Source organism: Corynebacterium sp. HMSC064E10, from assembly GCF_001812505.1.
In the GTDB taxonomy this organism is placed as follows: Bacteria; Actinomycetota; Actinomycetes; order Mycobacteriales; family Mycobacteriaceae; genus Corynebacterium; species Corynebacterium amycolatum.
Genome location: NZ_KV809171.1, coordinates 127327 through 152338, shown reverse-complemented (window position 1 = coordinate 152338; position 25012 = coordinate 127327). Strand labels below are relative to the sequence as shown.

General features: G+C 60.5%; 21 protein-coding genes and 1 pseudogene. 4 read left to right on the top strand and 18 right to left on the bottom strand.

Features of this window, described 5'->3' with window-relative positions; genetic code table 11:
- From HMPREF2860_RS01170 to dacB, 18 genes and pseudogenes are all read right to left on the bottom strand, one after another.
- Positions 1-465 carry a DUF4247 domain-containing protein gene (locus HMPREF2860_RS01170; protein WP_070560456.1) on the bottom strand — a complete coding sequence of 155 codons (465 nt, stop codon included), beginning with the start codon at positions 463-465 and terminating at the stop codon, positions 1-3.
- Positions 466-469: 4 nt separating this feature from the next.
- Positions 470-1009: a DUF2617 family protein gene (locus tag HMPREF2860_RS01165; RefSeq protein WP_141745472.1), complete on the bottom strand. Its 540-nt coding sequence runs from the start codon at positions 1007-1009 to the stop codon at positions 470-472.
- Between the two features lie 11 nt (positions 1010-1020).
- Positions 1021-1635: a DUF4178 domain-containing protein gene (locus tag HMPREF2860_RS01160; protein WP_049181134.1), complete on the bottom strand. Its 615-nt coding sequence runs from the start codon at positions 1633-1635 to the stop codon at positions 1021-1023.
- Positions 1636-1805: 170 nt separating this feature from the next.
- Positions 1806-4001: a PhoX family protein gene (locus HMPREF2860_RS01155; RefSeq protein ID WP_049181133.1), complete on the bottom strand. Its 2196-nt coding sequence runs from the start codon at positions 3999-4001 to the stop codon at positions 1806-1808.
- Positions 4002-4247: 246 nt separating this feature from the next.
- Positions 4248-4670: an aspartate 1-decarboxylase gene (panD, locus tag HMPREF2860_RS01150; RefSeq protein WP_038626645.1), complete on the bottom strand. Its 423-nt coding sequence runs from the start codon at positions 4668-4670 to the stop codon at positions 4248-4250.
- Between the two features lie 314 nt (positions 4671-4984).
- Positions 4985-5926: pseudogene (panC, locus tag HMPREF2860_RS01145) on the bottom strand (pantoate--beta-alanine ligase); the annotation flags it as partial.
- 97 nt (positions 5927-6023) lie between these two features.
- On the bottom strand, positions 6024-6944 hold the full coding sequence (locus HMPREF2860_RS01140; protein WP_038626649.1) for a Rossmann-like and DUF2520 domain-containing protein: 921 nt from the start codon (positions 6942-6944) through the stop codon (positions 6024-6026).
- A gap of 64 nt (positions 6945-7008) precedes the next feature.
- Entirely contained in the window at positions 7009-8259 is a 1251-nt protein-coding gene (locus tag HMPREF2860_RS01135) for a DUF6779 domain-containing protein (RefSeq protein ID WP_038626651.1), read from the bottom strand.
- Positions 8256-8762, bottom strand: coding sequence for a DUF3180 domain-containing protein (locus HMPREF2860_RS01130; protein ID WP_038626653.1), 507 nt, complete (start codon positions 8760-8762; stop codon positions 8256-8258). Before HMPREF2860_RS01130 ends, HMPREF2860_RS01135 begins: the two co-directional genes overlap by 4 nt.
- 2 nt (positions 8763-8764) lie before the next feature.
- Entirely contained in the window at positions 8765-9277 is a 513-nt protein-coding gene (folK, locus tag HMPREF2860_RS01125; RefSeq protein ID WP_038626655.1) for a 2-amino-4-hydroxy-6-hydroxymethyldihydropteridine diphosphokinase, read from the bottom strand.
- Entirely contained in the window at positions 9274-9678 is a 405-nt protein-coding gene (gene folB, locus HMPREF2860_RS01120; protein ID WP_005510214.1) for a dihydroneopterin aldolase, read from the bottom strand. Before folB ends, folK begins: the two co-directional genes overlap by 4 nt.
- A gap of 5 nt (positions 9679-9683) precedes the next feature.
- Positions 9684-10625 carry a dihydropteroate synthase gene (gene folP, locus HMPREF2860_RS01115; RefSeq protein ID WP_038629186.1) on the bottom strand — a complete coding sequence of 314 codons (942 nt, stop codon included), beginning with the start codon at positions 10623-10625 and terminating at the stop codon, positions 9684-9686.
- A gap of 86 nt (positions 10626-10711) precedes the next feature.
- A complete protein-coding gene (folE, locus tag HMPREF2860_RS01110; RefSeq protein WP_049181131.1) occupies positions 10712-11287 on the bottom strand; it encodes a GTP cyclohydrolase I FolE in 576 nt (191 codons plus the stop codon).
- Between the two features lie 9 nt (positions 11288-11296).
- On the bottom strand, positions 11297-13969 hold the full coding sequence (gene ftsH, locus HMPREF2860_RS01105) for an ATP-dependent zinc metalloprotease FtsH (protein ID WP_070560454.1): 2673 nt from the start codon (positions 13967-13969) through the stop codon (positions 11297-11299).
- 269 nt (positions 13970-14238) lie between these two features.
- Positions 14239-14823, bottom strand: coding sequence for a hypoxanthine phosphoribosyltransferase (hpt, locus tag HMPREF2860_RS01100; RefSeq protein WP_038626661.1), 585 nt, complete (start codon positions 14821-14823; stop codon positions 14239-14241).
- A gap of 122 nt (positions 14824-14945) precedes the next feature.
- Entirely contained in the window at positions 14946-16019 is a 1074-nt protein-coding gene (gene tilS / locus HMPREF2860_RS01095; RefSeq protein WP_224786628.1) for a tRNA lysidine(34) synthetase TilS, read from the bottom strand.
- Positions 16012-17292 carry an amidase family protein gene (locus HMPREF2860_RS01090; protein ID WP_070560452.1) on the bottom strand — a complete coding sequence of 427 codons (1281 nt, stop codon included), beginning with the start codon at positions 17290-17292 and terminating at the stop codon, positions 16012-16014. The genes tilS and HMPREF2860_RS01090 overlap by 8 nt, the downstream gene beginning before the upstream one ends.
- Before the next feature lie 48 nt (positions 17293-17340).
- Complete coding sequence (dacB, locus tag HMPREF2860_RS01085) at positions 17341-18819, bottom strand: D-alanyl-D-alanine carboxypeptidase/D-alanyl-D-alanine endopeptidase (RefSeq protein WP_235191271.1); 1479 nt, start codon at positions 18817-18819, stop codon at positions 17341-17343.
- 124 nt (positions 18820-18943) lie between these two features.
- Here dacB and HMPREF2860_RS01080 point away from each other — a divergent pair, with 124 nt between their 5' ends.
- The 4 genes from HMPREF2860_RS01080 (at position 18944) to HMPREF2860_RS01065 (ending at position 24925) form a co-directional block, all read left to right on the top strand.
- A complete protein-coding gene (locus HMPREF2860_RS01080; RefSeq protein WP_005510088.1) occupies positions 18944-19417 on the top strand; it encodes an inorganic diphosphatase in 474 nt (157 codons plus the stop codon).
- Between the two features lie 153 nt (positions 19418-19570).
- Positions 19571-19867 carry a rhodanese-like domain-containing protein gene (locus HMPREF2860_RS01075; protein WP_038626665.1) on the top strand — a complete coding sequence of 99 codons (297 nt, stop codon included), beginning with the start codon at positions 19571-19573 and terminating at the stop codon, positions 19865-19867.
- 157 nt (positions 19868-20024) lie between these two features.
- Entirely contained in the window at positions 20025-20879 is an 855-nt protein-coding gene (locus HMPREF2860_RS01070; protein WP_038626667.1) for a MarR family winged helix-turn-helix transcriptional regulator, read from the top strand.
- Complete coding sequence (locus HMPREF2860_RS01065; protein WP_070628473.1) at positions 20876-24925, top strand: Pls/PosA family non-ribosomal peptide synthetase; 4050 nt, start codon at positions 20876-20878, stop codon at positions 24923-24925. Before HMPREF2860_RS01070 ends, HMPREF2860_RS01065 begins: the two co-directional genes overlap by 4 nt.
- Positions 24926-25012 lie beyond the last annotated feature (87 nt).

The following is a 25012-nucleotide window of genomic DNA, read 5'->3' as shown; positions in this document are numbered from 1 at the left end:
TTATTTCGCTCCTCCGAATGATCCGGCCGATCCACCCGAACCGCCGGAGGGGGCGGAGGGACCGAAACCGGGGCCGAGATAGATGAAGTGCCCACCCGAATAGCGGCCACTAAATGATTCTCTGGTTATCAGGCACGTGTCCTTCGACCCTGCCTCAGGGGTCTGACGCGAAACGATGAACAGGTGCTTCTTCGTCCTCAGGTACGCCGCCCCGCCATCTTCGTTGTAGGCCTGTGGCTTGATCTCTTCTTTCAGCTCACGCCCCACCTCAATGGGGTCGCGGTCGCCACAGGTCCAACGTCGATCAATTCCGCTGCTGACCTGCGTCGCAGATGCTGCGCCGGGCGCGGACTGATAGCGCTCGCTAATCCTCTCTTCCGCAGATTTCCCGCCGACGAAGAAACCAGCCAGCGTGACCATAATGCCGACAACGATCAGTGCGTAACCAATACTTCCGCGTCCCATAGACTCAGGAACCTCCCTTTACGCGGTCTGCCTCAGCCCCATGGTTACCAGCAACGGCAGTCCAAGTATTCGACGTCCACACGAGCTGCCCCGGCGGGTAGCCGTGCCACGTATCCCAGCGATACCCCTGCTCAATCGGCTCCGCAGACAACACAGTCAGCGCGCCGGGAGAACCGGGAAACTCTGCGACGACCGAATGGGGATGTCCCGCTCCGAACTCACGCCGTAAAGCATTTGCGCGCTGAGCGAAGGCTTCTGGCGAGAGGTTCTCCACACGAGCTTTCACCATCACGCCCGCCCCGCTCAGAGGCACACCGTGTGTCGCAGTACAGGAAATCTCCTCGGTAAAGCACGGGTTCTCCCGCTTACCGACGAAAACCACATGCGACGCTCCGAGGACACCGAGCGTCAGCGACGGTGTTTTGCCGTCGGGGTGTGAGATAACCGCCTCGCAGAGGGTGTCCGGGACTTGGCCGTCAAAAGCAACGCGGAGTTGCTCCGCAGCGGTGTCTTTGAACGGCACATCTAGAATTGCCAGCGACATAGTGACCGTCACTAGCGATTGTCCGTGTCCGGATTATGGTCCGGCGCTGCCATAACATCAATCTCACCGGGAAGAATCCTAATACCGGTGGATGCCTCCCACATCGAGTCACCGTAGCGTTCCAGTCCGAGCAAGCGACCGTCACCGGACTTGTAGTCGACGAAGTCCGTAGCCCCCTCGGGCGGCAGCCCAGTGGTGCCAATCGCGGTGTAGCGGGCGGTCCCCCGCTCTTCCTCCCAGTACTCCACACCGTCGACAACGATGGGATTAGCTGGTTTGAAGCTACCTGGAAGCTTGCGCCACCAGGTGAGGATGACTTCACCCTCATCTTCCTCAACGCCGAACCAAGAACCATCTGCCCCACCGTCGACGAGATGTTCCCACCAGCGGAACGGTCCCTGAGAGAGCTCAAGTGATCCGCGCACAACATGAGAGGCACCACCGTAGTTCAGGATTGCGCCCGGTGCGACAGAGGTTGGGCCGTACTTGCGGTACTCATCAGTCATCAGTGGATCGACGAAGCGCTCCCGATCAGACCCCGGAACCTGAGTATTCCGACGCGCTACAACAACGACGATGACCCCGATGACAACGAGGATGATGCCGATTATGACAATGCTGTTCACTAGGATTAATCCCATCGATAGTGTGGTGGCGCTGAGAAAACGCCCGATTACTAACTTTCTACCGAATACAGTCGCGGCGCGTCGTCGAACATTATTTTCGTTCGAGACGCGCCGCGATAGGTCTACGCGCTAATCCGCGCGTTTTTGCTTAGCTCCTTGCCAAGGGCAACCTACACACCAATCTTCTTGCCATCAGTGCGTACAACCTGAACGACTGCCGGGCGTGGCTGCTCCTTGCCACCGTCCGGCCAGTGCGAGGTCGGGTTGGTGGTCGGGTCCGGGTTGTCGCCGACCGGGTGGCCCTGATCCGTTTCAATCTCGCCCGGGTGCTGGACGTTGACCATCACGCGGTTGGAGAAGATTTGCGGACCACAGGTCTCAGCAGCAACCGGAACAGTCAGGAAGCACTTGGTCTCACCACGACGCTCGCCTTCGACAGCAACGGCGAACAGGCCGTCGTTGGAGTCCAGGGCGTTGCCGTCTGTGGAAACCCACAGGTTGCCGTACTCGTCGAAGGTGACGTTGTCCGGGCAGGAAATTGGCGAGACCGATTCCTTGTCGAAGCCACCGAAGTAGGTGTAAGCCTCGTTCGGGTCACCGCAGACCAGCAGAAGGTTCCACTTGCCCTTGGTACCAGCGTGGTCATCTTCCATCTCCAGAACAAGGCCATTCTTGTTCTCGGTGATTGGTGCAACCTCAGTCGCACCCTCATAGGGGCGCCCTGCGCCATCAGTCTTCTTGGCGGCCTTGTTGTCCTGGGTCTTGCCAGAGCTATCCGGGCTCGCCTTACCGCGGTACTTGTTGTTGGTCAGCGCCGCGTAGACCTTACCGGTCTTCGGGGACGGCTCGATATCCTCCGGGCGATCCATGCGAGTCGCACCGACCTTGTCACCGGCGATGCGGGTGTAGATGCAGACCTCTTCGGCGGTCATGCCATCAACGTGGGACTCGTGCTTGCCGTCTGCCTTGGCGGTCATCAGCGGAAGCCACTCAATGTCACCGTCGAAACGGCCGTCCTTCGGCAGCTCACCGGAGCCGTCAATCTCGGACTCGGAATTACCGTTGAACTTACCGACGTAGAGCGTGCCCTCGGACAGAATGCCCATGTTGTGCTTGAGGTCGCCTTCCTTAACCTTGCGGGAAGAGACGAACTTGTAGATGTACTCGAAACGCTCGTCGTCGCCGGAGTAGCACACAACCGTGCCGTCGTCGGTGACGTAAATCTGACCGGCTTCATGCTTGAAACGACCCAGTGCGGTGTGCTTGACCGGGGTGGAGTTCGGGTCAGATGGGTCAATCTCCACCAGCCAGAAGAAGCGGTTCGGCTCATTCGGCTCCTTGGAGACATCGAAGCGGTCGTAGTACTTCTCCCACGCGCGATCGGACAGCTCTTCATTCTTGACCGAGTAGCGCTTGAGCTTCTTAACTGTGTCCTCGTCCTTGAGCTTGCCAACGTTGCCGAAGTACTGGTCGACGTTCTCCTCGCCGGACAGGTAGGTACCCCACGGAGTAACACCACCGGAGCAGTTGTTCAAAGTTCCCTCGACCTTCATACCGCTCGGGTCAGCCTTGGTCTTCAGCAGATCGTGACCAGCAGCCGGACCGTCAACTGTGAACTCGGTGAAGCCAGTGATACGACGGTTACGCTTGTCGCTCAGGATCGGCTTCAGGAATCCCTTGTCATCCTCTTCCACAGCAAGGATGGTCTGCCCGTGGGCAGCCAGTCCGATGTCGACCTGCTCCTTAGTGGCATCTTCCTTCTTGTAGGCACGGAACATCATCGGCTCAGTGGTGTACTCGTGCGAGCAGACGTACAGCAGTGTGCCGTCTTCAGCCTTAATCAGGCCAGCGAAGTCATTGTTGAAGCCGAACTGCTTCAGCTGGTTTTCCGGAGTCTGCTTGTCAAAGTCGAACTCCGGGCCACCTTCGTGGATTGGGTCGCCCCAGCGAATCAGAACATTCTGCTCGTAGCCGTCCGGGATAACGACTGCGTCTTCCGTGTTCGGCTTAACGGCGTCGAAACGCATACCCTCCGGCGATTCGCCCTTGCTACCGTCACCGGCAGCAGTGGTACCGGAGGCATCGGAGCCACCTGCGGCACTGCCCGAATCATCAGAGGAGCAAGCGGCCAGCACGGCGCCACCGCCGACCGCAAGAGCACTAGCACCAGTGACCTTCAGTGCAGCACGACGGGAGAATGCGCGCTGGGAGAATGCCTGCTTCGCAACATCACCGAAGTACTGGTTGTCAGAGAACTCATTCGGAGCATCGTCAGCACAAGCATTACCACACTTGTAAGTGCAGGTCAGGGAGCTGCGAGAGGTAGCAAACGGATTTGTCAGCAGATTCTTGCCAATACGAACCACGGGGGACACCGCCTTTGTATAGCTTCGACTAGATGAGGAAATGGAAAACTAAAACTTTTAGATCCTCTAAGAAGCTAAGGACGTTGCGTTACCTTTCGGTTTCTAAAGATCAACTCGCCAATGAGCTTTAGCTGACGGTCTAATGGCTTACAATTTAACGCAAAGTAAACACCCTGGTGTGTGGTTTTCCCGCTCGGCTTTCCCTCCAACTACGCAGTCGAGACCCAGCTCTGCGGGCTGCGTGGACTAGCCCTGGTTCTCAGGACTACGCGGATTCTTCAAATCAGAGCCTTCCGGCACATCCGCCGGGTCAGTGCCGCTTTCTAGAATCCTGTTATTCTCATCGACGAAAATGACATTCGGCTTGTACGTACGCGCCTCAGCGTCATCCATCATGCCGTAGCCGATGATAATAACCAGGTCACCCGGCGAAATCAGACGAGCGGCGGCACCATTGATGGAAATGATGCCCGAGCCGCGCTCTCCGGTAATGCAGTAAGTGGTAAGCCGGTTGCCATTATTGATATCGACAATGTCGACGGCCTCGCCTTCAAGCAGGTCGGCCGCTTCCATCAAATCAGCGTCAATCGTGCACGATCCAACGTAGTGAAGATCAGCCTGAGTCACCGTGGCACGGTGAATCTTGGACTTCAACATAGTGCGAAACATGAAAAAGGTAGGTCCCTTCCTGGATTCGTCCCCTGGATGCTTGCCTACCGCGGCACCCCTTAGCGTGGCAGGTTGTTAGTCGGCACACTATAATACGACAACTTCCCAGCCACGAAAAACTACTTCGAAAAGCCGTCCTACTCGCTGTCCTGCTCAACGCCAAAGCCGGCGTTCTTCAGGTTTTCTTTGCTGGACTCATCTTTCAGGCGGGCATCTCGAGCAGCGCGGACCTTTTCCTGCAGCTCAGCCAACTCAGCGGCCTCTTGCTCAGTCAGCTCGCCGTCCAGACCCGCAGCCGACAGGGCCGCTGACGCAATTTCGGCGTCCTTCTGCCCGAGCTGACCGAAACCGTTTGCCGAATCCGGGCGCGGCGCACCCAGAATCAAGCCAACATTATCAATGAGACGAGTAGTGCCGACCTTCGCAGCAACCAGTAGGCGAGCTTCAGTCTCCTGGCCGTCGCCGCGCAACGCCTCGTCGGAAAGCGGGGCGAGCGCAGCGTCACGCAGCTCCAAGTAATCCAACTCGACCTCAGGCTGGCTGGCGAGCACACCACGCGCGGTTTCCAGCACAGCATCCGCACCACGGTCCGCGACAAAAGCACCGGCAGTCAGCGCAGCGGACAGGGTTACTGCGAGATTGCGCTGCTCCTCGGAGAGGTAGCGGTTGCGGGAGCTCATAGCCAGCCCATCGGCCTCGCGGATCACTGGCACACCGTGCAGCTGCACCGGCATATTCAGGTCAGTGACCATCTGCTGCATCAGGCACAGCTGCTGGTAGTCCTTCTCACCAAAAACAGCATCAGTGCAGTTGGTGATGTTGAAAAGCTTGTTAACCACTGTCAACGCGCCGGCGAAATGCCCCGGGCGAGTAGCGCCTTCAAGCTCCGACGCCAGCGGACCCGGCTGCACGGTCGTACGGAAACCGTTGGGGTACATCTCCTTCGCGTTCGGAGCAAAGACCAGCTCAGCACCTACAGCGCGGAGCTTCTCCACGTCTTCCTCCAGAGTGCGCGGGTAGGCGTCAAAGTCCTCCCCCTCACCGAACTGCAGCGGATTGACAAAAATCGACACCACCACAACCGCGCGCGGCAGCGTCTTCGCGGCCTGTACTAGTTCAAGGTGCCCCTGGTGCAGCGCACCCATCGTAGGTACAAGCACCACCGGCCGCCCGGTCTTCCGCAACGCACGGGTGACCTGCGCGATTCCCGCAATAGTCTTGTGAACAGTTGTCTCTCCGGCGGTATAACCCGTCATGTTTCCTCCGCGTTCAGATCTACCGGACCAAGCTTTTCGTCCGACGGCAATACCTTACGCCACATCCCGGATGACCAGAACAGCCAGTCCGCTCAGGTCATCGGCGTAGGTACCGCAAAACCTCGTTGGCGCCGCGCAGCTCGGCGATGCGCTCGGCGAGGGCCAGGTAGGCGGTTCCCATTTCCGGCGCCACCGCTTCAATTTCACGTTCGTGCTTGACGACAGTCCCCAAGTCGTCCCGCGTCACCGGGCCAGTCAGCCCCCGGGAACCCCACCTCAAGGCATTGTCCAATGAAGCTTCCAGCAGTGGGCGGAGCAGCTCGGCGGCTTGGCCTCGACGCAGCTCAGCTATGTCGGTGTCTTCGGCTGCTGCATCTCCGCCGATAGTGGTTGCCAGCATTTCTACTGCATCGACCACAACTGCGCCCAGACCGTTTGAGCCGTGTGCCATGGCCGCGTGATAGAGGCCGCGGTGCCGTTCGTTGATGAACACCGGACGACCGCCGAGTTCACCAATGAGCAGTTCACTGACTGTTTTCGCGAGCTCATCCCCGACCGTGATACCCCATGGGCAACCGGTCAGGAGCTCGGAGTCGTCGTCAAGCCCTGCGAATGTCATTGCGGGATGGGCGGCGATGGTCAGCGCGCCGGTGAGCGCGACCGGATCGAGCACGGCACGCCCGAGGGAACCAGAAGTATGCATGACGATGCGCCCGGGACCAACGTGGCGGGCGACTTCCTCGGCGACCTCTGCGATGGCGCGATCCGGCACAGCGATGACGATGAGCTCGCAGGTGGAAGCTGTGTCGGCAATGCTGCTGACCTGTGCGTTCGGGAGACGTAGATGCGCTCGTGTGACAGATTCTGGTGAGCGCGCGACCACGTGAGTGACACGATGTCCACAGCGCTCTAACGCCTGGCCGAGCGCAACCCCGACTTTTCCGGCAGAAATAATCCCCACCGTCAACCGCGGAGCGGTTGTCCGATGGGGATGGGAATCATGCTGGCTTTGCGTCATGACTGACTAGGTTAGACCAAACCAGCTATGTGCGGTGAGTAGGTCGCGCACACTCGGTAAGCGACTAGGCTTCTTCGTCCTCGCGCTGCTCCCTCTTCTTGCGCATCTGCGCCATCAGCTCGGCAACCGTCAGGCTGCCCTTGTTGTCCTCAGCACGGCGCCGACCGTGGCTTGCAGGCTCCTGTTCAGGAGCCTGAGCTGGCTCTTTTGCGAGGTCCTCATCGCGAATGGTCTGCAGCTGGCGAGTCGGAGAGTCCGAGGCGGCGTCCGATTCCGGCGCAGCGAATGGGTGCCGTGCACCGTGTGCCTCGTGCGCACCGCCCTGAGAATCTTCCTCTGCGGCGTCCTCGGCCGGGGTTTCCTGCCAGTTGATGGCGCGGAAAGAGTTAGTGGAGAACTTCTCCTTGGAAACGGTTTCGTCATCCTTGGAGTCGGCGACTTCGGGGACGTCAACCGGCTGACCAGACGGCGAGAATGTACGGCGCATGTCGGTGGCCTCGGCATCTTCAACCGGCGAAGCGGAGCCAGTGCCACCGTGCTGGGTATGAGCACCGACAGTGCCGTTGGCGGTCATTTCAGCACGGTGGGAAGTCGCGCGTGGTGTCGGCCGGTCGTGGCCTGTCGGGTTCTTCATTGGCGAAGCCTGCTGCGGCGAGTCAAGCTCACGCAGACGCTCGGCCTGAGCGCGAAGAGCAACCTGCTCGTCGTCGAAATCCTCACCCATGAACTCAGCAAGCTGGGCGCGCAGTGCAAAGACCTCAGCGCGCAGCGCCGCAATGTTGTCATCGTTGTTGCCCTCAAGCGAATCCAAGTAGTTCTGCTCGAGAATCAGTTCCTGCTCACGGTGAGTGGCCAGCTCGCGGTCAAGCTCCACCTTGTGCAGCTCCTCGATTGTCTCCAACCGCTTGCGCTCCAGCGCAATAGTCTTGCGGTATCGAGTCACCAGCACAGCCCCGATAACTGCCGACCACAACGCCAGCAGCACGGCAACCTTCATCCAGCCGGCAGAGCTGGCAAAGAGCATGACGATACTGGCAATCACCGCGAGCACCAGCAGCACAACCATGAGAATGACGGCGGTTTTCTCCGTCATACCATCGGTAGAACTAAATTTCGTCACATCATTGCTCTGCTCATCTGCATATGCCGCATCAGCCCCGGAATTAGCTCCAGCGGAGTAGCTTTCGAAGGCTGAAGAAGGCGACGGGGACGGAGACTCAGCCATATCCGACGAAGTAGCTGCCGCGTCGCTCTGAAAATATGCGGCATCACCCGAGCGCTTCGGGTCATTACCGGCGTTGGAGAGGTCAGTCATAACTCCCACCCTACCGAGTTAGTTCCCATTTCCCCGCTAGGAGGCGAAGAATTTTCGCCATCAGTTGGCAATTGGCAAACTTTTTCCAGCCACAACCCCGCCGCAGCGAGCAAAATGCCAGATACTGTGCCGACAATCATGATCGGTCCATCGGCCTGTGCGGCCGCAAGTTCCGTCCACTTCGGCAAGGCCCACAGCACGCCACCGGCGTACAGTCCTCCGAGAATCGCACCCAACCACGCGGATGCCGTACCGACCACCAGCCATCGCGACAACGTTAACGGCTGCACCTGACTGCGATCCTGCCCGACCTTCGCCTCTTTCAGTACCGACTTAATCCACCGCGCTGCCGCCACACAGACTGCTGTGAGCAACCAGGGAAACCCCAGGTCCCACCAACTTCGCGGCCCGAGCGCACCGAAAAACTGTGCCAGAATCATCCATGACGCCAGCGCGAGAACCAGCGCAGATGCTGCCAACGTAATTGGTGAGGTCGGTTTCATCTCTAGGCCCCTTCTCCATCCGCGCTGTCTGCTAGGCGCACCGCGTTTACGTCTTCAAGTGCCAGCTTATCGACGAGTTCCGCGACCCGAACTCCCTCCAATTCGGCATCCGGGTCGGCATCGAGCCATGGCACCAGCACAAAGGCACGCTCGGTTGCCCACGGGTGCGGCAGGGTCAGAGTCGAATCGTCAGAAATAATCTCCTCGCCGGATTCCTTGTCGATGACCTGCACAATGTCCACGTCGAGCGCCCGCGGCCCCCAGTGAATTTCACGCACTCGACCAGCGTCATTTTCCAGTTTCCAACCAGCTTTCAGTAGCTCCATTGGTGTCCGGCGCGTGTCAACAATGAGTACGGCGTTGAGGAAGTCACCCTGCTCTACCCCACCCCAAGGCGGGGTGGCATAAATTTTTGAGGCTGCGACCAATTCATCGGCGAAGAAGTCCTGCACACCTGTTAGGTTTTCTCGCGCGCGATCCATGTTCGCGCCGATAGAAAGAACTGCGCGAATCATGCCAACCGCTTCTTCCGCGAACGGCGAGCTGTCACCGCAGCGTCATCGAAGTCGAGCGGAATGGGCGCATGTGGTTTGTGAATGGTCACTTCCACCGCATGCAACAGTGGGGACAATCCGCGTTCGGCGCGGGCGTCGTCGTCGGCAAGCACTGCTTCGGCGATCTCGGTCGCGACTGTTTCAATGAGGTTGCGAGGAGTGCCGGTCAAAATCCCGTGCGCTGTGGCTGCAATGTCGGCGTAGTTGACGGTGTCGTCCAGCTCATCGCTCGCAGCAGCACCGGAGAAATCCAGCCACAGGGTGACATCACAGATGAAGTCCTGGCCATCCCGGCGCTCGAAGTCGAGACAACCGTGGTAGCCGTGGGCTTTCAGACCTTTGAGTTCAATACGATCAGCCACTGTGTTTACGCGTCTCCTTCCAGAGTCGACTCGGCTGGTGATTCCGCAGCCGACTCGTCGTGCTGCGCAGCGCGGTTAGACCCACCTTCCGGATAGTCGCCGGCCGCTGTGTAACCGGTCAGTGAACGTCCAAGGTTCCATGCCTGCGCCACACGCACTGCGTCGAGGTTGTCGGCCACATTGTGAACTCGAACCGCCCATGCGCCCGCCGCTGCGGACAGCGCGGAAATTGCGGTAGTCGCGGCATCAGCCTGCTTTGGTGCGCGTACCTCACTGCCAACGGCGGCGACGAAACGCTTGCGGGAAGCACCGACCAACACGGGGAAACCGAGGTCAATAAGCTCCGGCAGGTCGTGGAGGAGCGCCCAATTGTCATCGGCATTTTTGGCAAAGCCCAGGCCTGGGTCGAGGACAATATTTTCCTCGACGATTCCGGCGCCCATGGCACCGTCGACAAGCTGAAGCAGGTGCTCACGGACATCGGCGACAATGCCGTCCGGGTGAGTTTCGGCGCGCCCAGAAGCGGAGCCGAAGCGATCGGTCTTCCAGTGCATCAGACAGATGGGCACATCGGCATCGGCGCAGACTGCGTACATGTTGGGGTCTGCGAGACCGCCGGAGACATCGTTGATGAATACCGCACCCTCGGCGATTGCTGCCTCTGCGACACTTGCGCGCATTGTATCGACGCTGATCAGGTGCCCGTCTGCCGCGAGCTCGCGGACCACCGGCACGACCCGGGCAATTTCCTCATCCTCGGAAACGCGGTGTGCGCCAGGGCGAGTGGACTCGCCACCGATGTCGAGAATATGTGCGCCTTCAGCGAGGAGCTCGTGCGCATGGGCAATCGCCGCGTCGAAGGTCTTGTACAGGCCGCCATCGGAAAAGCTGTCCTCGGTGACGTTGACAATGCCCATCACCTTGCAGAGCTGATTCTCGACACCCATCTCCGCCTGCTGTCCTGCCTGCGCTTGCAAGGGGGATTCAGTCACCTTGTTGTCCAGCCTTTCCAATCGACCATTTAACTGTTGCGTTAGCTCTTGCGGATCAGCGCCATTGCCTCTGCGCGCGAACGGGCATCCGTCTTGAAGCCACCGCGGACGGCTGATGTCACCGTGCGCGCACCCGGCTTACGGATACCGCGCATGGCCATGCAGAGATGCTCCGCTTCAATAACGACAATCGCCGAGGCCGGATCCAGCCGCTCCACCAAGGCATCCGCAACCTGACTGGTCAGCCGCTCCTGCACCTGCGGGCGCTTCGCATAGCCATCGACCAGACGAGCGAGTTTGGACAGGCCCGTCACACGACCGTCCTTGCCCGGAATGTAACCAATGTGGGCAACGCCAAAGAACGGCACCAAGTGATGCTCACAGGTGGAGTAAATCGGGATGTCCTTGACCAAAACGAGTTCCTGGTGATCCTCGTTGAAGGTCTTCGCCAGCACCTCAGACGGATCTTCAAACAGGCCCGCGAAAACCTCGCGGTAGGCTCGCGCCACTCGCGCCGGTGTCTCCTTCAGGCCTTCCCTGTCGGGATCCTCACCGACGGCAATCAACAGTTCACGAACCGCAGCCTCGGCTCGCTCCTGATCGAATTCGCGCTCCATGATGTGTACTTATCGCTCCTCGTTGGTGTCCGGCTTGTCCTGCCAGGCGCTGTTGTCTTCGTTTCGTTTGACGACGCTGTCTTTATCCGAATCGTGCATCTGTGCACCCTTGTCATCGGAGTTGTCGGCGTTCTTCGCGTTTTCCGAACGTTCTGTGTGTTCCGGCTGCTCGTTATCCGGCAGGCGGAATCCGCGCAGTTCCTGCTGCTGTCCCGCCGACGGCATCACCGTAGTCGGGGTGGCATCGCTACCAGAGTTTTCCTGGTGGTGACGTCCACCCTGCCTGTCCCACGGCATCTTCGGAGGGGCAGGGATATTCGCGGGGCCGTTGCCACCGTCGCTACCAATACCGGTTGCCTTCGAGCCGAAGTCCGGGGAGCCTGCCGGGTAGTTAGCAGTGCCCGGGTGCTGGCCACGCGCGTTGCCCTGGCCATCCTGCGAACCCGGCTGGCTCTGCCCCTCCGGGCGAGGAGCCGGTGCCGGTGCCGGTGCGGCAGCCGAACCGTGCGTGCTGCCGGTATCCTTCGGCGGCCAACCTGGTGCGGTCCAACCAGCCGGCGGTGGGGTGCCACCGTAAACCGGAACATTTGGTCGGTCCTGCTGAGTGCCTGGCAGACCCGGAGCACTAGCATTACCGGCACCAGCGGAGCCTGCCGCCCCCTGACCATTGCCGTTGTTGCCCGCGTCCTGGTTCTCCGGTTCGCGGCGACGCACCGGCGCGAAGATGTTGACACGCTTCGGCGGTTCCTCACCGCGCTCGATTGCCAACTCCACCGGTGTCTTCACCGGTTCGCGGCCATCGGCCGGGTGTTTGGTGTCCCTATCGAAGAAGTTCAGACGCTCACGCGGAACGACATCGGTGAAGATGACTTCCAGATCCGGACGACGTAGGGTCTCCTTCTCCAGCAGTTTCTCAGCCAGAACATCGAGAGTGTCGCGGTTTTCCTTCAAGATGGCGTAGGCCTCGTCATGAGCCTTATTGATCAGCAAACGAACCTGCTGATCAATTTTCGCCGCCACATCTGGCGAGTAGTCCAGAGAGCCGCTGCCACCGCGGCCGACGAACGGGTCGCCCTGCTCCTCCCCGTACTTCACCGGGCCGAGCTCCGGCGACATTCCGTACTCGGTCACCATGGCGCGAGCAATCTTGGTGGCCTGCTCAATATCGGCAGAAGCACCGGTAGTCGGCAGCCCGAAGACCAGCTCCTCGGCAGCGCGACCACCCATGGCGAAGACCAGACGAGCAAAAAGCTCTGGCAGGTTATACATGCCCTTGTCGTCCTCGGGGACGGTCAACGCATGGCCACCAGTGCGACCGCGAGCCAAGATGGTGACCTTGTAAACACGCTCGATGTCCTTCAGCGCCCACGCAGCCAGGGTGTGACCACCCTCGTGGTAGGCGGTGACCTTCTTCTCCTGCTCGGAGATTACCTTGGAGGTACGGCGCGGACCACCGATAACTCGGTCGACTGCCTCTTCCAGCGCATCCGCAGTAATGATATTGCCGTTGACGCGAGCGGTCAGCAGCGCAGCTTCATTCAGCACGTTCTGCAGATCAGCACCGCTCATACCGGCGGTGCGCTTGGCCAGCGACGTCAGATCCGCGTCCGGCCCCAGCGGCTTGTTCCGAGCGTGGACCTTCAGAATTGCCTCGCGGCCCTTCAGGTCTGGTGCACCCACCGGAATCTGTCGGTCAAAACGGCCCGGGCGCAGCAGCGCCGGGTCGAGAATATCCGGACGGTTGGTCGCAGCCATGATGATCACACCTTGACGATCACCAAAACCATCCATTTCCACCAGCAGCTGGTTCAGGGTTTGCTCACGCTCATCATGGCCGCCGCCCATACCGGCACCACGCTGGCGACCGACGGCGTCAATCTCGTCGATGAAGATAATGCACGGGCTGTTTTCCTTGGCCTGATTAAACAAGTCACGGACACGAGAGGCACCGACACCGACGAACATTTCGACGAAGTCCGAACCCGAGATGGTGTAGAAAGGCACTCCTGCCTCACCAGCGACGGCGCGGGCGAGCAAGGTCTTACCGGTACCGGGAGGCCCGTAGAGCAGGACACCACGCGGAATCTTGGCGCCGAGCTCCTCATAGCGAGCTGGGTGCTGCAGGAAATCCCTAATCTCGTCGAGTTCCTGGACGGCCTCATCGGCACCAGCAACATCCTCGAACGTATTGGTCGGGGTCTCCTTGTTCAGCAGCTTGGCGCGGTTGCCACCAAAGCCGAACATGCCGTTCTTGCCGCCTTGCATGCGGCTGAAGAAGTACATGATGACGAAGAAGAAGATCACCATCGGCAGCAGGAAACCCAAGGTGGACATCAGGAAGGAATCCTGCGTGACCTTGGTATTGAACTTCTCCATGCCCTTGGCGGCAGCGACCTTGTCAAAGACCTGGTCGGTCGCACGCGCTGGATACTTGGTCATCACCTTCGTGACGTCCTCAGTACCCTCGACCTCCACGCCCTTCTTCAGGGTGAGGCGAATTCGCTGTTCGCGATCGTCAATCTGAGCTTCCGTGACATTGCTCTTATCCAATTGGGTCAGGGCAACGGACGTATCCACCTCGCGGTATTCCCGGGAATCATCCGCCAGCTGAGTAATAGCAAAGAGGATAATCAGGATGATGCCGGCAACGGTGGCAAACCGGAACACCTTTTTCTTGTCCATACAGTGGGTTCGCTTTTCGCTCTCTACATCTATTAGTTGCTTTTATTAATTGTACGCATCAACGAGTTCTTCTCGAAGACACATCAATGACACAACATGGGGCCAGGGCTCATGGCACCTGACCCCACAGTAGGCATAACGCATCGCAACCGAAAAAAGTTTCCAACTCCTACTCTTCATAGCTAGAACACAGCTAGAACAGCGTGAGGGTGCGCGCGCAATGCCCGTCGTAAAGCATCGGCACTGTGCAGTAAGTGCCGAAGATTGACCTAGTTCTGATAAACGCGCGGGTGCAGCGTGCCGACGTACGGCAGGTCGCGGTAGCGCTCGGCGTAATCCAGGCCGTAACCGATGACGAACTCGTTCGGAATATCGAAGCCAACATCCGCAACGTCCAGTTTGGTGCGCACAGCCTCCGGCTTACGCAGCAGCGTAATGACCTCCAGGGAGCGCGGATTACGGTTGCGCAGGTTCTTCATCAACCAGGACAGGGTCAGACCAGAGTCAATGATGTCCTCAACGATCACGACATCGCGTCCCTCAATATCGCGATCCAGATCCTTCAAAATACGCACCACGCCTGACGACGAGCTGGAGTTTCCGTAACTGGAAACCGCCATAAACTCCATCTGGCTGGGAATGCTGAGCTGACGGGCGAAGTCAGTCAGGAAGAACACCGCGCCCTTGAGCACTGCGACCAGAATCAGATCGCTGTCGGCATCTTTGTACTTCTCATTCACACGATGCGCCATCTCGGCAATGCGAGCATGCAGCTCCTCTTCGCCAATGAGAACTGCCTCTACCTCATCGCCGTAGGGGTTTGCGGGGACGTTGAAATCCTTCACATCATGCATCGCATTTCCTTTCCGCACTTCTATGGCGGCGTGTCGATGGAGCGTAACTGCCCCAGTGCAAGTTCAGGGTTAAGGCAACCGATAGTTCTCAGCCGCCGGAAGTTGGATTGCGGCACCTTTTCTTAAGACACCGCAGGACGATTCATTACCAATTGTAGAGTGCCATCTTTTCGCTCAACGACCAACCTGGCATTTCTGTCAGCACCATCGCGCCCGCGGGTCACCGGCACTTCCCCCTGGCCGTGATAGCGGTGCACGAGCGCCATAACCATGTCGATCTGTTTACTGCTGGGCTCGGCACCCGCTTGCCTCAACCAACGAGCGAGGACGCGCACCGCGATGGCGTCGTCAAGCTCAGCGACCCCTCGCACAGACAGGCTCCCGCTTGCCGACGTCACTTCCTCCCCCAGCAGCGCATCCAGAGCCGACTCGGCGTGAGCGTCCAAAAAGTCATTGTCGACTGCTGCAATCCCCGCAGTCTTAGCGAGATTTTCCGCAACTCCCGGACCCAGCTCCTGCTCCAGCAGCGGCAAAATCGTCTTTCGAACCCGGACACGGGCGTAATGGTCGTCCTGATTGTGTGGGTCGTGCCAGACTTTTAGGCCCAGCTCTTCACAGCAGCGCTGAGTGTCGGTGCGTCGCACACCGAGCAGCGGACGCAGAATCCGAGTCCCGTCCGACCACGTGAGATTGTCTCTGATAGCGGACAGCGCCTGCGGGCCGCCCCCTCTGGCCAGCCGCAGCAAAACTGTTTCCGCCTGGTCGTCCAACGTGTGGGCGAGCATCAGTGCCGCACCTCGAGATTGGGCAATCTGCCGTAGGACTCGGTGTCGAGCCAAACGCGCCTCGTATTCGGGACCGCGGTCGGAATCGTTATTGATATCGACCGCGATAACCTCGGCCGTAGCCCCCATCCCCCGAGCCATGGTGGCGGCACGCTCGGCGACTTCTGCAGAGCCCTGCTGAAGCTGATGATCAACGACGACGGCGTGAACGTTGCGGCCGGCCAGTGCCCCCTTGGACCCGAAAGCTTCCGCACAGGCCCCGGCGGTCAGGGCGAGCGAATCCGCACCGCCGGAAAGCCCAATGACGATACCGCTGCCCAACTCCTGCCCCACCTGCGGCACTATCGCGCGAACAGCTTGCCGAATGATGAGGAAATGAGGGCTGCGGTCCGGCCAAAAAGGTCTAGCCAACGCGCCCACCACTTGCGATGGTTTCCATCGCTGTAAGCAGAATTCGCTCCTGAGTCGGGCGCGCGATTAGCTGCACCGGCAATCCAGAAGTCGGCTCCACAACGATGCCGGCCGGGAATCCCAGGTAATTCCACGTCGAAACGTAAGGGGTGAAGCGCAGATTGGACAACAGGTTCACAATCCAGGGCATGCGATGCCATGCGCGGATCCGCGGTGGATTCTTGGCCAGAGCCGGAGTAATCAAGATGGTGTCACCCGGCAGCTCACGCTCGATGCGGGCGCCATCGCGTGCCACTTGGCGGCCATTGATTGTGAAACGCAGCAAGCGCCCAATGCCAGCGTGGACTCGGTTGCGCCACTCCAGGTGATCCGGGCACGGCTCGTCACGAAGCTGATCTGCCACCCCCGCAGTCCAGCGCGCGAGCATCGGCAGCGGGTTCAGCGGGTACGGCATGTTCTTTTCCGTGACGGCAAAGCCCTTGTCCGCGAATACTCTCGCCGCCTGTTGCGCCGCATCGACGTACTCCGGTGCAGCCTTTAACCCGAATACGGGCGCAGTGGTGTCCACGCTGACGGCGAAGTTTTCAGGCAGGGTCTTCGCCGGATCCTCCGCATCCACCATGCCATTTGTGAGGATCTTGGTAATCAGGCGCAAGTCCTCGTTGTTGACTGTGAGCACCCCTTGGACAGACATTCCGTACCAGTCATTGCCGCCCACGCGCCCCGGCATTGTTCCCGGGGTCGCCTTCAGGGTCGAAAGCCCGCAGCACGCTGCAGGGATACGCAGCGACCCCATGCCGTCGTTGCCCTGCGCAAAAGGAACCATCCCAGCGGCGACAGCCGCTGCGGATCCGCCGGAGGACCCACCCGGGGTGTGCCCCGGCAGAATCGGATTATCGACGGCCAGCCCCGGCAGCGTCGTCGTCCCCCACGTACAGAACTGCGGATTCACCGTAGTTCCCACCGCGATTGCACCGGCGCTAGTCAACTGCTGGACAAACGGGTTCTCTAGAGCAGTGTTTTCCTTCAGCGCGAATGGCACACCTGCGAGCGGCAACTCCGAGAGGTTCTCGCTGTGCTCGAGTTCCCGCGCAACCTGCAGAGCCCTATCCGCCCACACTTCACGGAAGGCATGAATCCCTCCATCCAGTCTGGCGATAGCGTCGAGACTGCGCTGCACGCTGTCGACCGGGCTTAGCTTTCCCTCGCGAACCTGCGCGGCAATCTCGTGGACGGTGGGCAAGTTCCTAATCGCGGAAGTGTGAGAGGCCATTGCGGATTCATCTCCTCAAATTATTTTCAGTGGTAAATGAATCTCAGTTTAGATATCTGCCAGGGCGCTCGCTGCCTTATCGGACGCAGCTCTTGCCGGCAACAGGCTCGCCTCGTTGGAAATCAGTGCGAACGTCAGCACCTGTCCCGACTTCGTCACCACATACCCCGCCAACGCCGAGGCTTTATTCAGCGTGCCTGTCTTCGCACGGACGATGCCCGCCCCGGACTGGCCGGCAAAGCGCGTCGCCAGAGTGCCGGACACCGCCGCCACCGGCAGGCTATCCAACAGTGGGCGCAACGACGTGCTTTCCGACGACTCCTGTGACTCCCCCAGTCCCCCCTGCTCGGCCGATTCCACCGGACCCGCGGCGGAATTGAGCACCTCGGAGAGATGCTGCGGAGAAATACGGTTATCCGTGCTCAGGCCGCTGGAGTCCGACAGCACCGCACCATCGAGAGGAAAACCGTGCTCCGCGAGAGTGTCACGCACGGCACGTGCGGCCCCATCAAAGGTCGGCGGCAGACCGCGAGAGATAGCCACCTCACGGGCAATGGACTCGGCGAGCACGTTGTCGCTGTAGTTCATCATCTCGTGCACACGGGTAACCAGCGGGGCTGACTGCACGAGCGCGATGAGGTTTGGATCCAGAGGCAGTGACTGACCATCCTTGGCCGCATCCCTCAGACTGCCTCCGTTTTCCGCACCAAGCGCCTCGGCCAGTGCATCAGCGGCATCCACAGCCGGCGTGGCGCTGCGCTGCGATTCTTCATTCGTCGGATCGATACGACCGGCGTCCATCATCACCGACTCCACCGGTGCGATGTAGCCGTCCTCCAGCCCCGCACGCTCCCAGGTCTCGTGGAAACTCTCGGTGAATAGAGAGTTGTCGAGATAGACCTTGCCGACCCCCTCCGGAATGACCACGGAAATCTTTTTCGCCAACTCAGCGATTGAAGCCGAGTCCTGGAAGAACCCTTCCCCGTCCTTGCTTAAGGTGGGGTCGCCCCCGCCGTGCAAAACGATGTCATTAGTCCCCGTAACCCGGTAGACGCGAGTGGAAACCCGATGATCTTCACCTAAGTCCAACAGTGCGGCAGACGCGGTGAGAATCTTCATGCTGGACGCCGGCAAGGCCACCGCGGTGTCATTGATCCCCCACAGTTTCTGGCCGGTCGAAGCATCGCTGACAATTCCATGCAGCTCACCGAAAGCTGGATCAGCCGCAGCAGCGTCCATGATGGCGCTGACTTTTTGGGCCAGAGTGCCGTCGTCAAGCGAAGACTGCGCAGCCGTCACAGGAGCGGAAACATGACTGACGGCGGGCGGCGCATCGACCACAGTCTGACGATTGTTATTGACGACAACCGCTACGCCGCTGCCCGCTGCAATAACGAGAACACCGGCGATGGCACCGCCGATTTTCAGTCCGCGCGACTTCTTGGATTTGCCGGATTTTACGGAACTGGGCGATTTTGGCGTGCCCTTAGCGGCGGTTTTGGAGCTGTCAGAGTCGGTACTCCCCACGGTCACAAACACCTTCTTCCTGGAAACAAAACCTCACTTAAGGTGCACAAATAAACGGTTTTGAGCGGGTTTCGCATAAGATAGCCGTCAGAGAAGTGTACACCGATTATAAGGAGTCATCGCCGTGAGCGTTGAGGTCACTATTGAGATCCCGAAGGGTCAGCGCAACAAGTACGAAGTCGACCATGAGACCGGCAAGGTCTACCTCGACCGTTACCTGTTCACCCCAATGGCCTACCCGGCCGACTACGGCTTCATCGATGAAACCCTCGGCGAGGATGGCGACCCGTTGGACGCTCTCGTAATCCTGCCGGAGCCGGTTTTCCCGGGCGTTATTGTCAAGGCTCGTCCGCTCGGCGTTTTCAAGATGACCGACGAGGCCGGCGGCGACGACAAGCTGCTGTGCGTCCTGGATGACGTCCGCTTTGACCACTACCAGGACATCGACGATGTCTCCCAGTTCACCAAGGACGAGATTGAGCACTTCTTCGTCCACTACAAGGACCTGGAGCCGGGCAAGGAAGTTTCCGGTTCGGGCTGGGGCGACAAGGCCGAGGCTGAGCGCATCCTGGCTGAGGCTATCGAACGCCACAAGTAAGAGCCACAGTTAAGAATTGCGCTGACCAACCCCCCTTCCTGGGGTTCACCCCTTTGACGCAGTTCCTGTGATTCAGCGCTACGGCCGTCGGAGTTTTCCTCCGGCGGCCTTTGCGCTTCCGGCGATAAGGCCAGATTGCGTATAGTGCGCACTATGGAAACCGTAAACGTATCTGAAGTACCCGAAGACGCACAGATCATTGATGTCCGCTCACAGATGGAGTGGAATGACGGCCATGCCACCGGCGCCATTCACATCCCCATGGAAGAGATTCCGTCCCGCTACGGCGAGCTGGATCTGGATTCCGACATTTACCTGATGTGCCGCTCCGGTGGACGTGCCGCTCAGGTTTCTTCCTGGTTGGAGAAGAACGGTATCGACACCATCGTCATCACCGGTGGCATGATCGACTGGGAGCACTTCGGCCGCCCGATGGAGAAGGCCAACTAAATCAACTACAACTGCCCTGCCTACCTGCAGGGCAGTTTTTCATTTATTTACCCACCCCAAAGCACCGACCTTCTAACAATCCGCAGGCAAACAGGGGCATTATTAGTTGGCCATGTCCCATTATTGATGGTTCCCCAGATTGTCTAGTATGGGAAGTATGTCTGATTCATCCGTACTTTCCTCGGCAGACTCCGCCGACGCCAGCGGTGGTGTGGCAGCCGACGTAGGCGCGAAGGTGCCTGCTGTCGACGCACAGAGCGGCACCAAGGCGAAGAAGGCTCGCAAGGGGGCGAAAGCCAAAAACAAGGCCAGTGCTAAGGCCAGAACTAAGTCCAAGTGCAAGCCCGGCTCCGCAAGCGAACCCGCCGTCGCACCGGCGGCCCTGCGCAAATCCGCGTCCTGGTGTCTGGCAAAGCTCGACGCGGCTGTCCGTACCAGTGTCAACGCGGCTCTTGGCCGCACTCAGATTGAGTCGATTTCCATCCGCGGGTATTGGGTTCTGGAGGCCATCGCCGATGGCGGCGACATGGCTCAAACCGAGCTGAGCGCACTGCTCGGCATGGATCGCTCTGACATGGTTCGCCTAATCGACTCTCTGGAGTCGGCAAATCTAGTCGAGCGCACCCGGGACTCCAAAGATCGTCGCCGCCAGCTCATCGCGCTGACAGAAACGGGCAACACCACCCGCGCATCTCTGCGACGCTCACTCCGCAGAGCCGAGCGCGCCGCCGTCTCCGAATGTGCACCCGAGGTACGCGCACTGCTTGCATCGCTTGCCGACGACTCCGCTGCAAGCCACGAAAATGACACCGGTACTCCGCTTTCTGACAATGCCGGCGCGAAGAATCCTGAGACCGCTACCCCAGAGGCCACGGCCACTGAGACAGACACCAAGGGCATGGCGGAGAATAAGACGCAGGCGACGTCGTCAAGCGATGCCCAGCGTCCTAAACGGAAGAAGTCGAAGAAGAAGAAAAAGCGCAAGAAGAATAAGAAGGGGGCTCTCAAGTGACAACCACTGAAGCGAAGTTCCTACGCACTACGGAACAGCCGCTTGAGCGCACACTCATTGACATTGTCCGGGCGACCGCGCGAAGGTTCCCTGAGGCTGAGGCCATCGATGACGGCGAGGTTGTCGTCACGTATGCGGAATTGATCAACGAGATTGATTCCACAGCTACGTGGCTCTACGAACAGGGCATCCGTCGCGGCGACCGCATTGGTGTGCGGATGCCGTCGGGAAGCCGCGAGCTCTACCTGGCAATTTTGTCCATTATGGCTGCCGGTGCCGCCTACGTTCCGGTGGATGCGGACGACCCCGACGAGCGTGCCGAAATGGTCTTCGGCGAGGCCGGTATCGCCGGTTACTTCGATGCTGAAGGCCTACATTTGGCTGGCTCCACGGCACGTAATCGCCCCCGCCCGCTGGACTCCGACGCCGACTCCGACGAGGAAGAGACGGAACCGACGCCGCCAAGCGCACGCGAGATTATCTCGCAGGAGCCCACTCCTGACGATGACTGCTGGATTATTTTCACCTCTGGCTCCACCGGTAAGCCCAAGGGCGTGGCGGTCACCCACCGCAGCGCCGCCGCTTTTGTCGATGCGGAGGCCCGATGGTTCTTGGCCAACCACCCGGAAGGGCCGCTCGGCCCGGACGACCGCGTTCTCGCCGGCCTGTCCGTCGCCTTCGACGCCTCCTGTGAGGAAATGTGGCTGGCCTGGCGAAATGGTGCCTGCCTGGTGCCGGCCCCGCGTTCGCTGGTGCGCTCCGGTGTGGACCTGGGCCCATGGCTGATTTCCCGCCACATCACCGCTGTTTCCACGGTGCCGACACTGGCCGGCCTGTGGCCCGCCGAGGCACTCGACAGCGTGCGCCTGCTCATCGTCGGCGGCGAGGCCTGCCCGCAAGAGCTGGTCGAGCGACTGTCCACCCCAGAACGCGAAATGTGGAACACCTACGGCCCCACTGAGGCCACCGTCGTGGCCTCCGGCATCGAGCTGAAGCCTGGCAAGCCCGTGACCATTGGTTTTCCTCTGGACGGCTGGGACCTCACCGTTATCGACGAGGAGGGCAACCCCGTCCTACCGGGCACCAAGGGCGAGCTGGTCATTGGCGGTGTGGGACTCGCACGATACCTGGATCCGGAGAAGGACGCCGAGAAGTACGCGCCGCTGCCAGCCCTGGGCTGGGAGCGCGCGTACCGCACCGGCGACCACGTCATCATGGATGAGGACGGACTGTACTTCACCGGCCGCGTCGACGATCAGGTGAAAATCGGCGGGCGCCGTATTGAGCTCGGCGAGGTCGAGGCGCACCTGGCTGCCCTCCCCGGCGCTACTCAGGCGACTGTCGTGGTGCAGAAGACCGGTGCTGGCGACTCCATCCTGGTCGGCTACGTCGGCGCCGGTGGCGACGCCGCAGCCATGGACTACGACAAGTGCATGGACACTCTCCGCGATGCCATGCCAGCCGCGATGGTGCCACGCCTGCACATCATGGATGAGCTGCCGGTACGCACCTCCGGCAAGGTCGACAAGGCGGCGTTGCCGTGGCCACTGCCTGCGCGTGCGGGGGAGGGCGACGTCGACAAGCTGAACCCTGTGGAGAAATGGCTGTCCGATATCTGGGCGGACGTGCTGTCCGTACCTGCGCCCGGCGCGGCCTCGGACTTCTTCGCCCTGGGCGGCACGTCGCTGGCGGCGGCGAGCGTCATCGCGCGTATTCGTCAGCGCGCCCCACAGGTCGCCGTGCGCGATCTCTACGACCACCCACGCCTGGGAAACCTCGCCGAGGAACTGGTCGCTCGCGGTTTCATCAGCGACGACATGCTTGCCGACGACGCCAGCGACCCCACCGCCCACCTGGAAAAGGTGCCCGAGCCGACGCCTGTCTCCCGCAAGACCCGTTGGGCGCAGGTCGGCCTCATGGTGCCGCTGCAGTGGGCACGTGGTATGCGCTGGGTAACGTGGCTTGCGATTATCAACTGGGTTATCGGCGGGCCGCTGGCACTACCAGGCTGGTTGGTGGCTGTACTGGCCGTGTTGTTCCTGACCCCGCTGGGGGTTATGCCCATCAACGCGGCGACGACACGCCTGCTCACGCGCAACATCGCCCCGGGTGATTACCCGCGTGGCGGCTCGGTGCATCTGTGCCTATGGGCGGCTGAACGCCTGGCAGAGAGCTCCGGCGCCCACTCAGTGGCGGGCGCTCCGTTCGTGCTGTGGTATGCCCGCATGCTGGGTGCCCGCATTGGTAAGGGCGTGAATCTGCACGCGCTGCCGCCGGTGACGGGTCTGGTCAAACTGGATGATTACTGCTCGATCGAGCCGGAGGTAGACCTGTCCGGATACTGGGTCGATGGTGATGTCGTCCACGTCGGCGAGGTCACTATTGGCAAGCACGCCCGCATCGGTGCCCGTTCAACGCTGCTGCCCGGCGCGCGTATCGGCAATGACGCTCACATCGAGGCGGGTTCCACCGTCACCGGTGAAAAGAAGGTCAAGGCTGGTGCGCGCTGGTCGGGTTCCCCGGCTCGCAAGGTCGGCCGGTCCAAGCACCGCTTCCCGGAGGAAGTCCCGCCGGCGCGTCGCCACTGGGTGGCTATCTACGGTCTTACCGCGGTGTTACTGACGCTGGTGCCGCTGTCCGCTGCGGTCGCGATGGCTGCTGTCATCGGTTGGGGCACGGGACTTATCGACGGCACCACCGAGCTAACCACCTCGAATCTCTGGCCAACGCTGGGCAGCGCCGTGCTGTGGGCTATTCCCGCCACCTTCGTCGGTGTTGCGGTGTATGCCCTGCTGACGCTGATTCTCGTGCGCCTGTTCAGCATCGGCCTGAAGTCGGGAGTGTTCCCGGTGCGTTCGCGCGTGGGTTGGCAGTCCTGGGCGACAATTCGCCTGATGGACGCTGCTCGTCATGACTTGTTCTTCATCTACGCCTCCATGCTGACTCCACTGTGGCTGCGTGCGCTGGGTGCCCAGATTGGTCGCGACAGCGAGGTCTCCACCGCGATTGGTATTCCGAAGTTCTTGCACGTCAAGGACGAGTCCTTCTTGGCTGACGACACCATGGTCGGCAGCTACGAGCTCGGCGGCGGTTGGCTGCTGGTGGGCGACTCCCGCATCGGCAAGCGCGCCTTCCTGGGCAACTCCGGCATCACGCTTCCGGAACGCAAGCTGGCGAAGAACTCACTGGTGGCCGTGCTGTCCTCTACTCCGAAGAAGACCAAGTCCGGCTCCAACTGGTGGGGTTCGCCGCCAGAGCGCATGCGCCGTGTGGGCACTGTCTCCAGCGATGAGTCGGCGCAGACCTACCGTCCGACTACGGGATTGAAGGTCGCCCGCGGCATCGTCGAGACACTGCGCGTCCTGGCACCGATGGTCTCTCTCATGCTGGCGACGATCACGCTGTTTAGCCTGCAGGGAATTGTTATGTTCACCGCGGAGCTGGTCACTGCAGGTGGCGTTGGCGCTGCCCTGCTCGGCCTGGTGGTTGCGTGGCTGCTCTCCCCTGCCGTGCTACTGATTGTTGGTGTGCTGGGGCTGCTCATCACGGTCGTGGCCAAGTGGGTGTGCGTCGGCAAGCACAAGCCGGGTGATCACCCGCTGTGGAGCAAGTTCGTCTGGCTCAATGAGCTGCAGGATACGTTCGTCGAAATGGTCGCCGCGCCGTGGTACCTGAACCCGGCGATGGCCACCGGCGGCATCGCACGCGCAATGCGACTGCTCGGCGCGAACGTTGGCCACGGGGTGTGGCTGGAGACGTACTGGCTGCCCGAGACCGACCTGGTCACCATCGCGCGGGGCGCCTCTGTCGGCCGCGGCTGTGTCGTCCAGACGCACCTATTCACCGACCGCGTGATGACGCTCGACACCGTCCACATCGGACACGGCTCCGTCCTAGGACCGCACTCAGTCGCACTGCCGGCATCTGTGCTTGACGACGGCTGCCGCGTCGAACCCGGTTCTCTCGTCATGCGCGGTGACCACGTTCCTGCGCATACCTCCTGGCGAGGTAACCCGATTGAGCCGGTAGTGGCAAAGAAGAAGTAGCCCGGCTTGTGTAGGGCTTTGTAGGAGCTTTGTTGGGGCCTTGTTGGGGCCTTGTTGGCACAACGGGCTGCAAATGTGAAACTGTGC

Bases quoted from the DNA above. Each gene is read 5' to 3' on its own strand.
- folP (WP_038629186.1), bottom strand. From the start codon at position 10,625: ATGGGTGTCGAGAATCAGCTCTGCAAGGTGATGGGCATTGTCAACGTC.
- HMPREF2860_RS01170 (WP_070560456.1), bottom strand. From the start codon at position 465: ATGGGACGCGGAAGTATTGGTTACGCACTGATCGTTGTCGGCATTATG.
- HMPREF2860_RS01070 (WP_038626667.1), top strand. From the start codon at position 20,025: ATGTCTGATTCATCCGTACTTTCCTCGGCAGACTCCGCCGACGCCAGC.
- HMPREF2860_RS01165 (WP_141745472.1), bottom strand. From the start codon at position 1,009: ATGTCGCTGGCAATTCTAGATGTGCCGTTCAAAGACACCGCTGCGGAG.
- folK (WP_038626655.1), bottom strand. From the start codon at position 9,277: ATGATTCGCGCAGTTCTTTCTATCGGCGCGAACATGGATCGCGCGCGA.
- ftsH (WP_070560454.1), bottom strand. From the start codon at position 13,969: ATGGACAAGAAAAAGGTGTTCCGGTTTGCCACCGTTGCCGGCATCATC.
- HMPREF2860_RS01140 (WP_038626649.1), bottom strand. From the start codon at position 6,944: ATGACGCAAAGCCAGCATGATTCCCATCCCCATCGGACAACCGCTCCG.
- HMPREF2860_RS01075 (WP_038626665.1), top strand. From the start codon at position 19,571: ATGGAAACCGTAAACGTATCTGAAGTACCCGAAGACGCACAGATCATT.
- hpt (WP_038626661.1), bottom strand. From the start codon at position 14,823: ATGCATGATGTGAAGGATTTCAACGTCCCCGCAAACCCCTACGGCGAT.
- panD (WP_038626645.1), bottom strand. From the start codon at position 4,670: ATGTTTCGCACTATGTTGAAGTCCAAGATTCACCGTGCCACGGTGACT.
- HMPREF2860_RS01130 (WP_038626653.1), bottom strand. From the start codon at position 8,762: ATGAAACCGACCTCACCAATTACGTTGGCAGCATCTGCGCTGGTTCTC.
- HMPREF2860_RS01135 (WP_038626651.1), bottom strand. From the start codon at position 8,259: ATGACTGACCTCTCCAACGCCGGTAATGACCCGAAGCGCTCGGGTGAT.
- folE (WP_049181131.1), bottom strand. From the start codon at position 11,287: ATGGAGCGCGAATTCGATCAGGAGCGAGCCGAGGCTGCGGTTCGTGAA.
- HMPREF2860_RS01090 (WP_070560452.1), bottom strand. From the start codon at position 17,292: ATGGCCTCTCACACTTCCGCGATTAGGAACTTGCCCACCGTCCACGAG.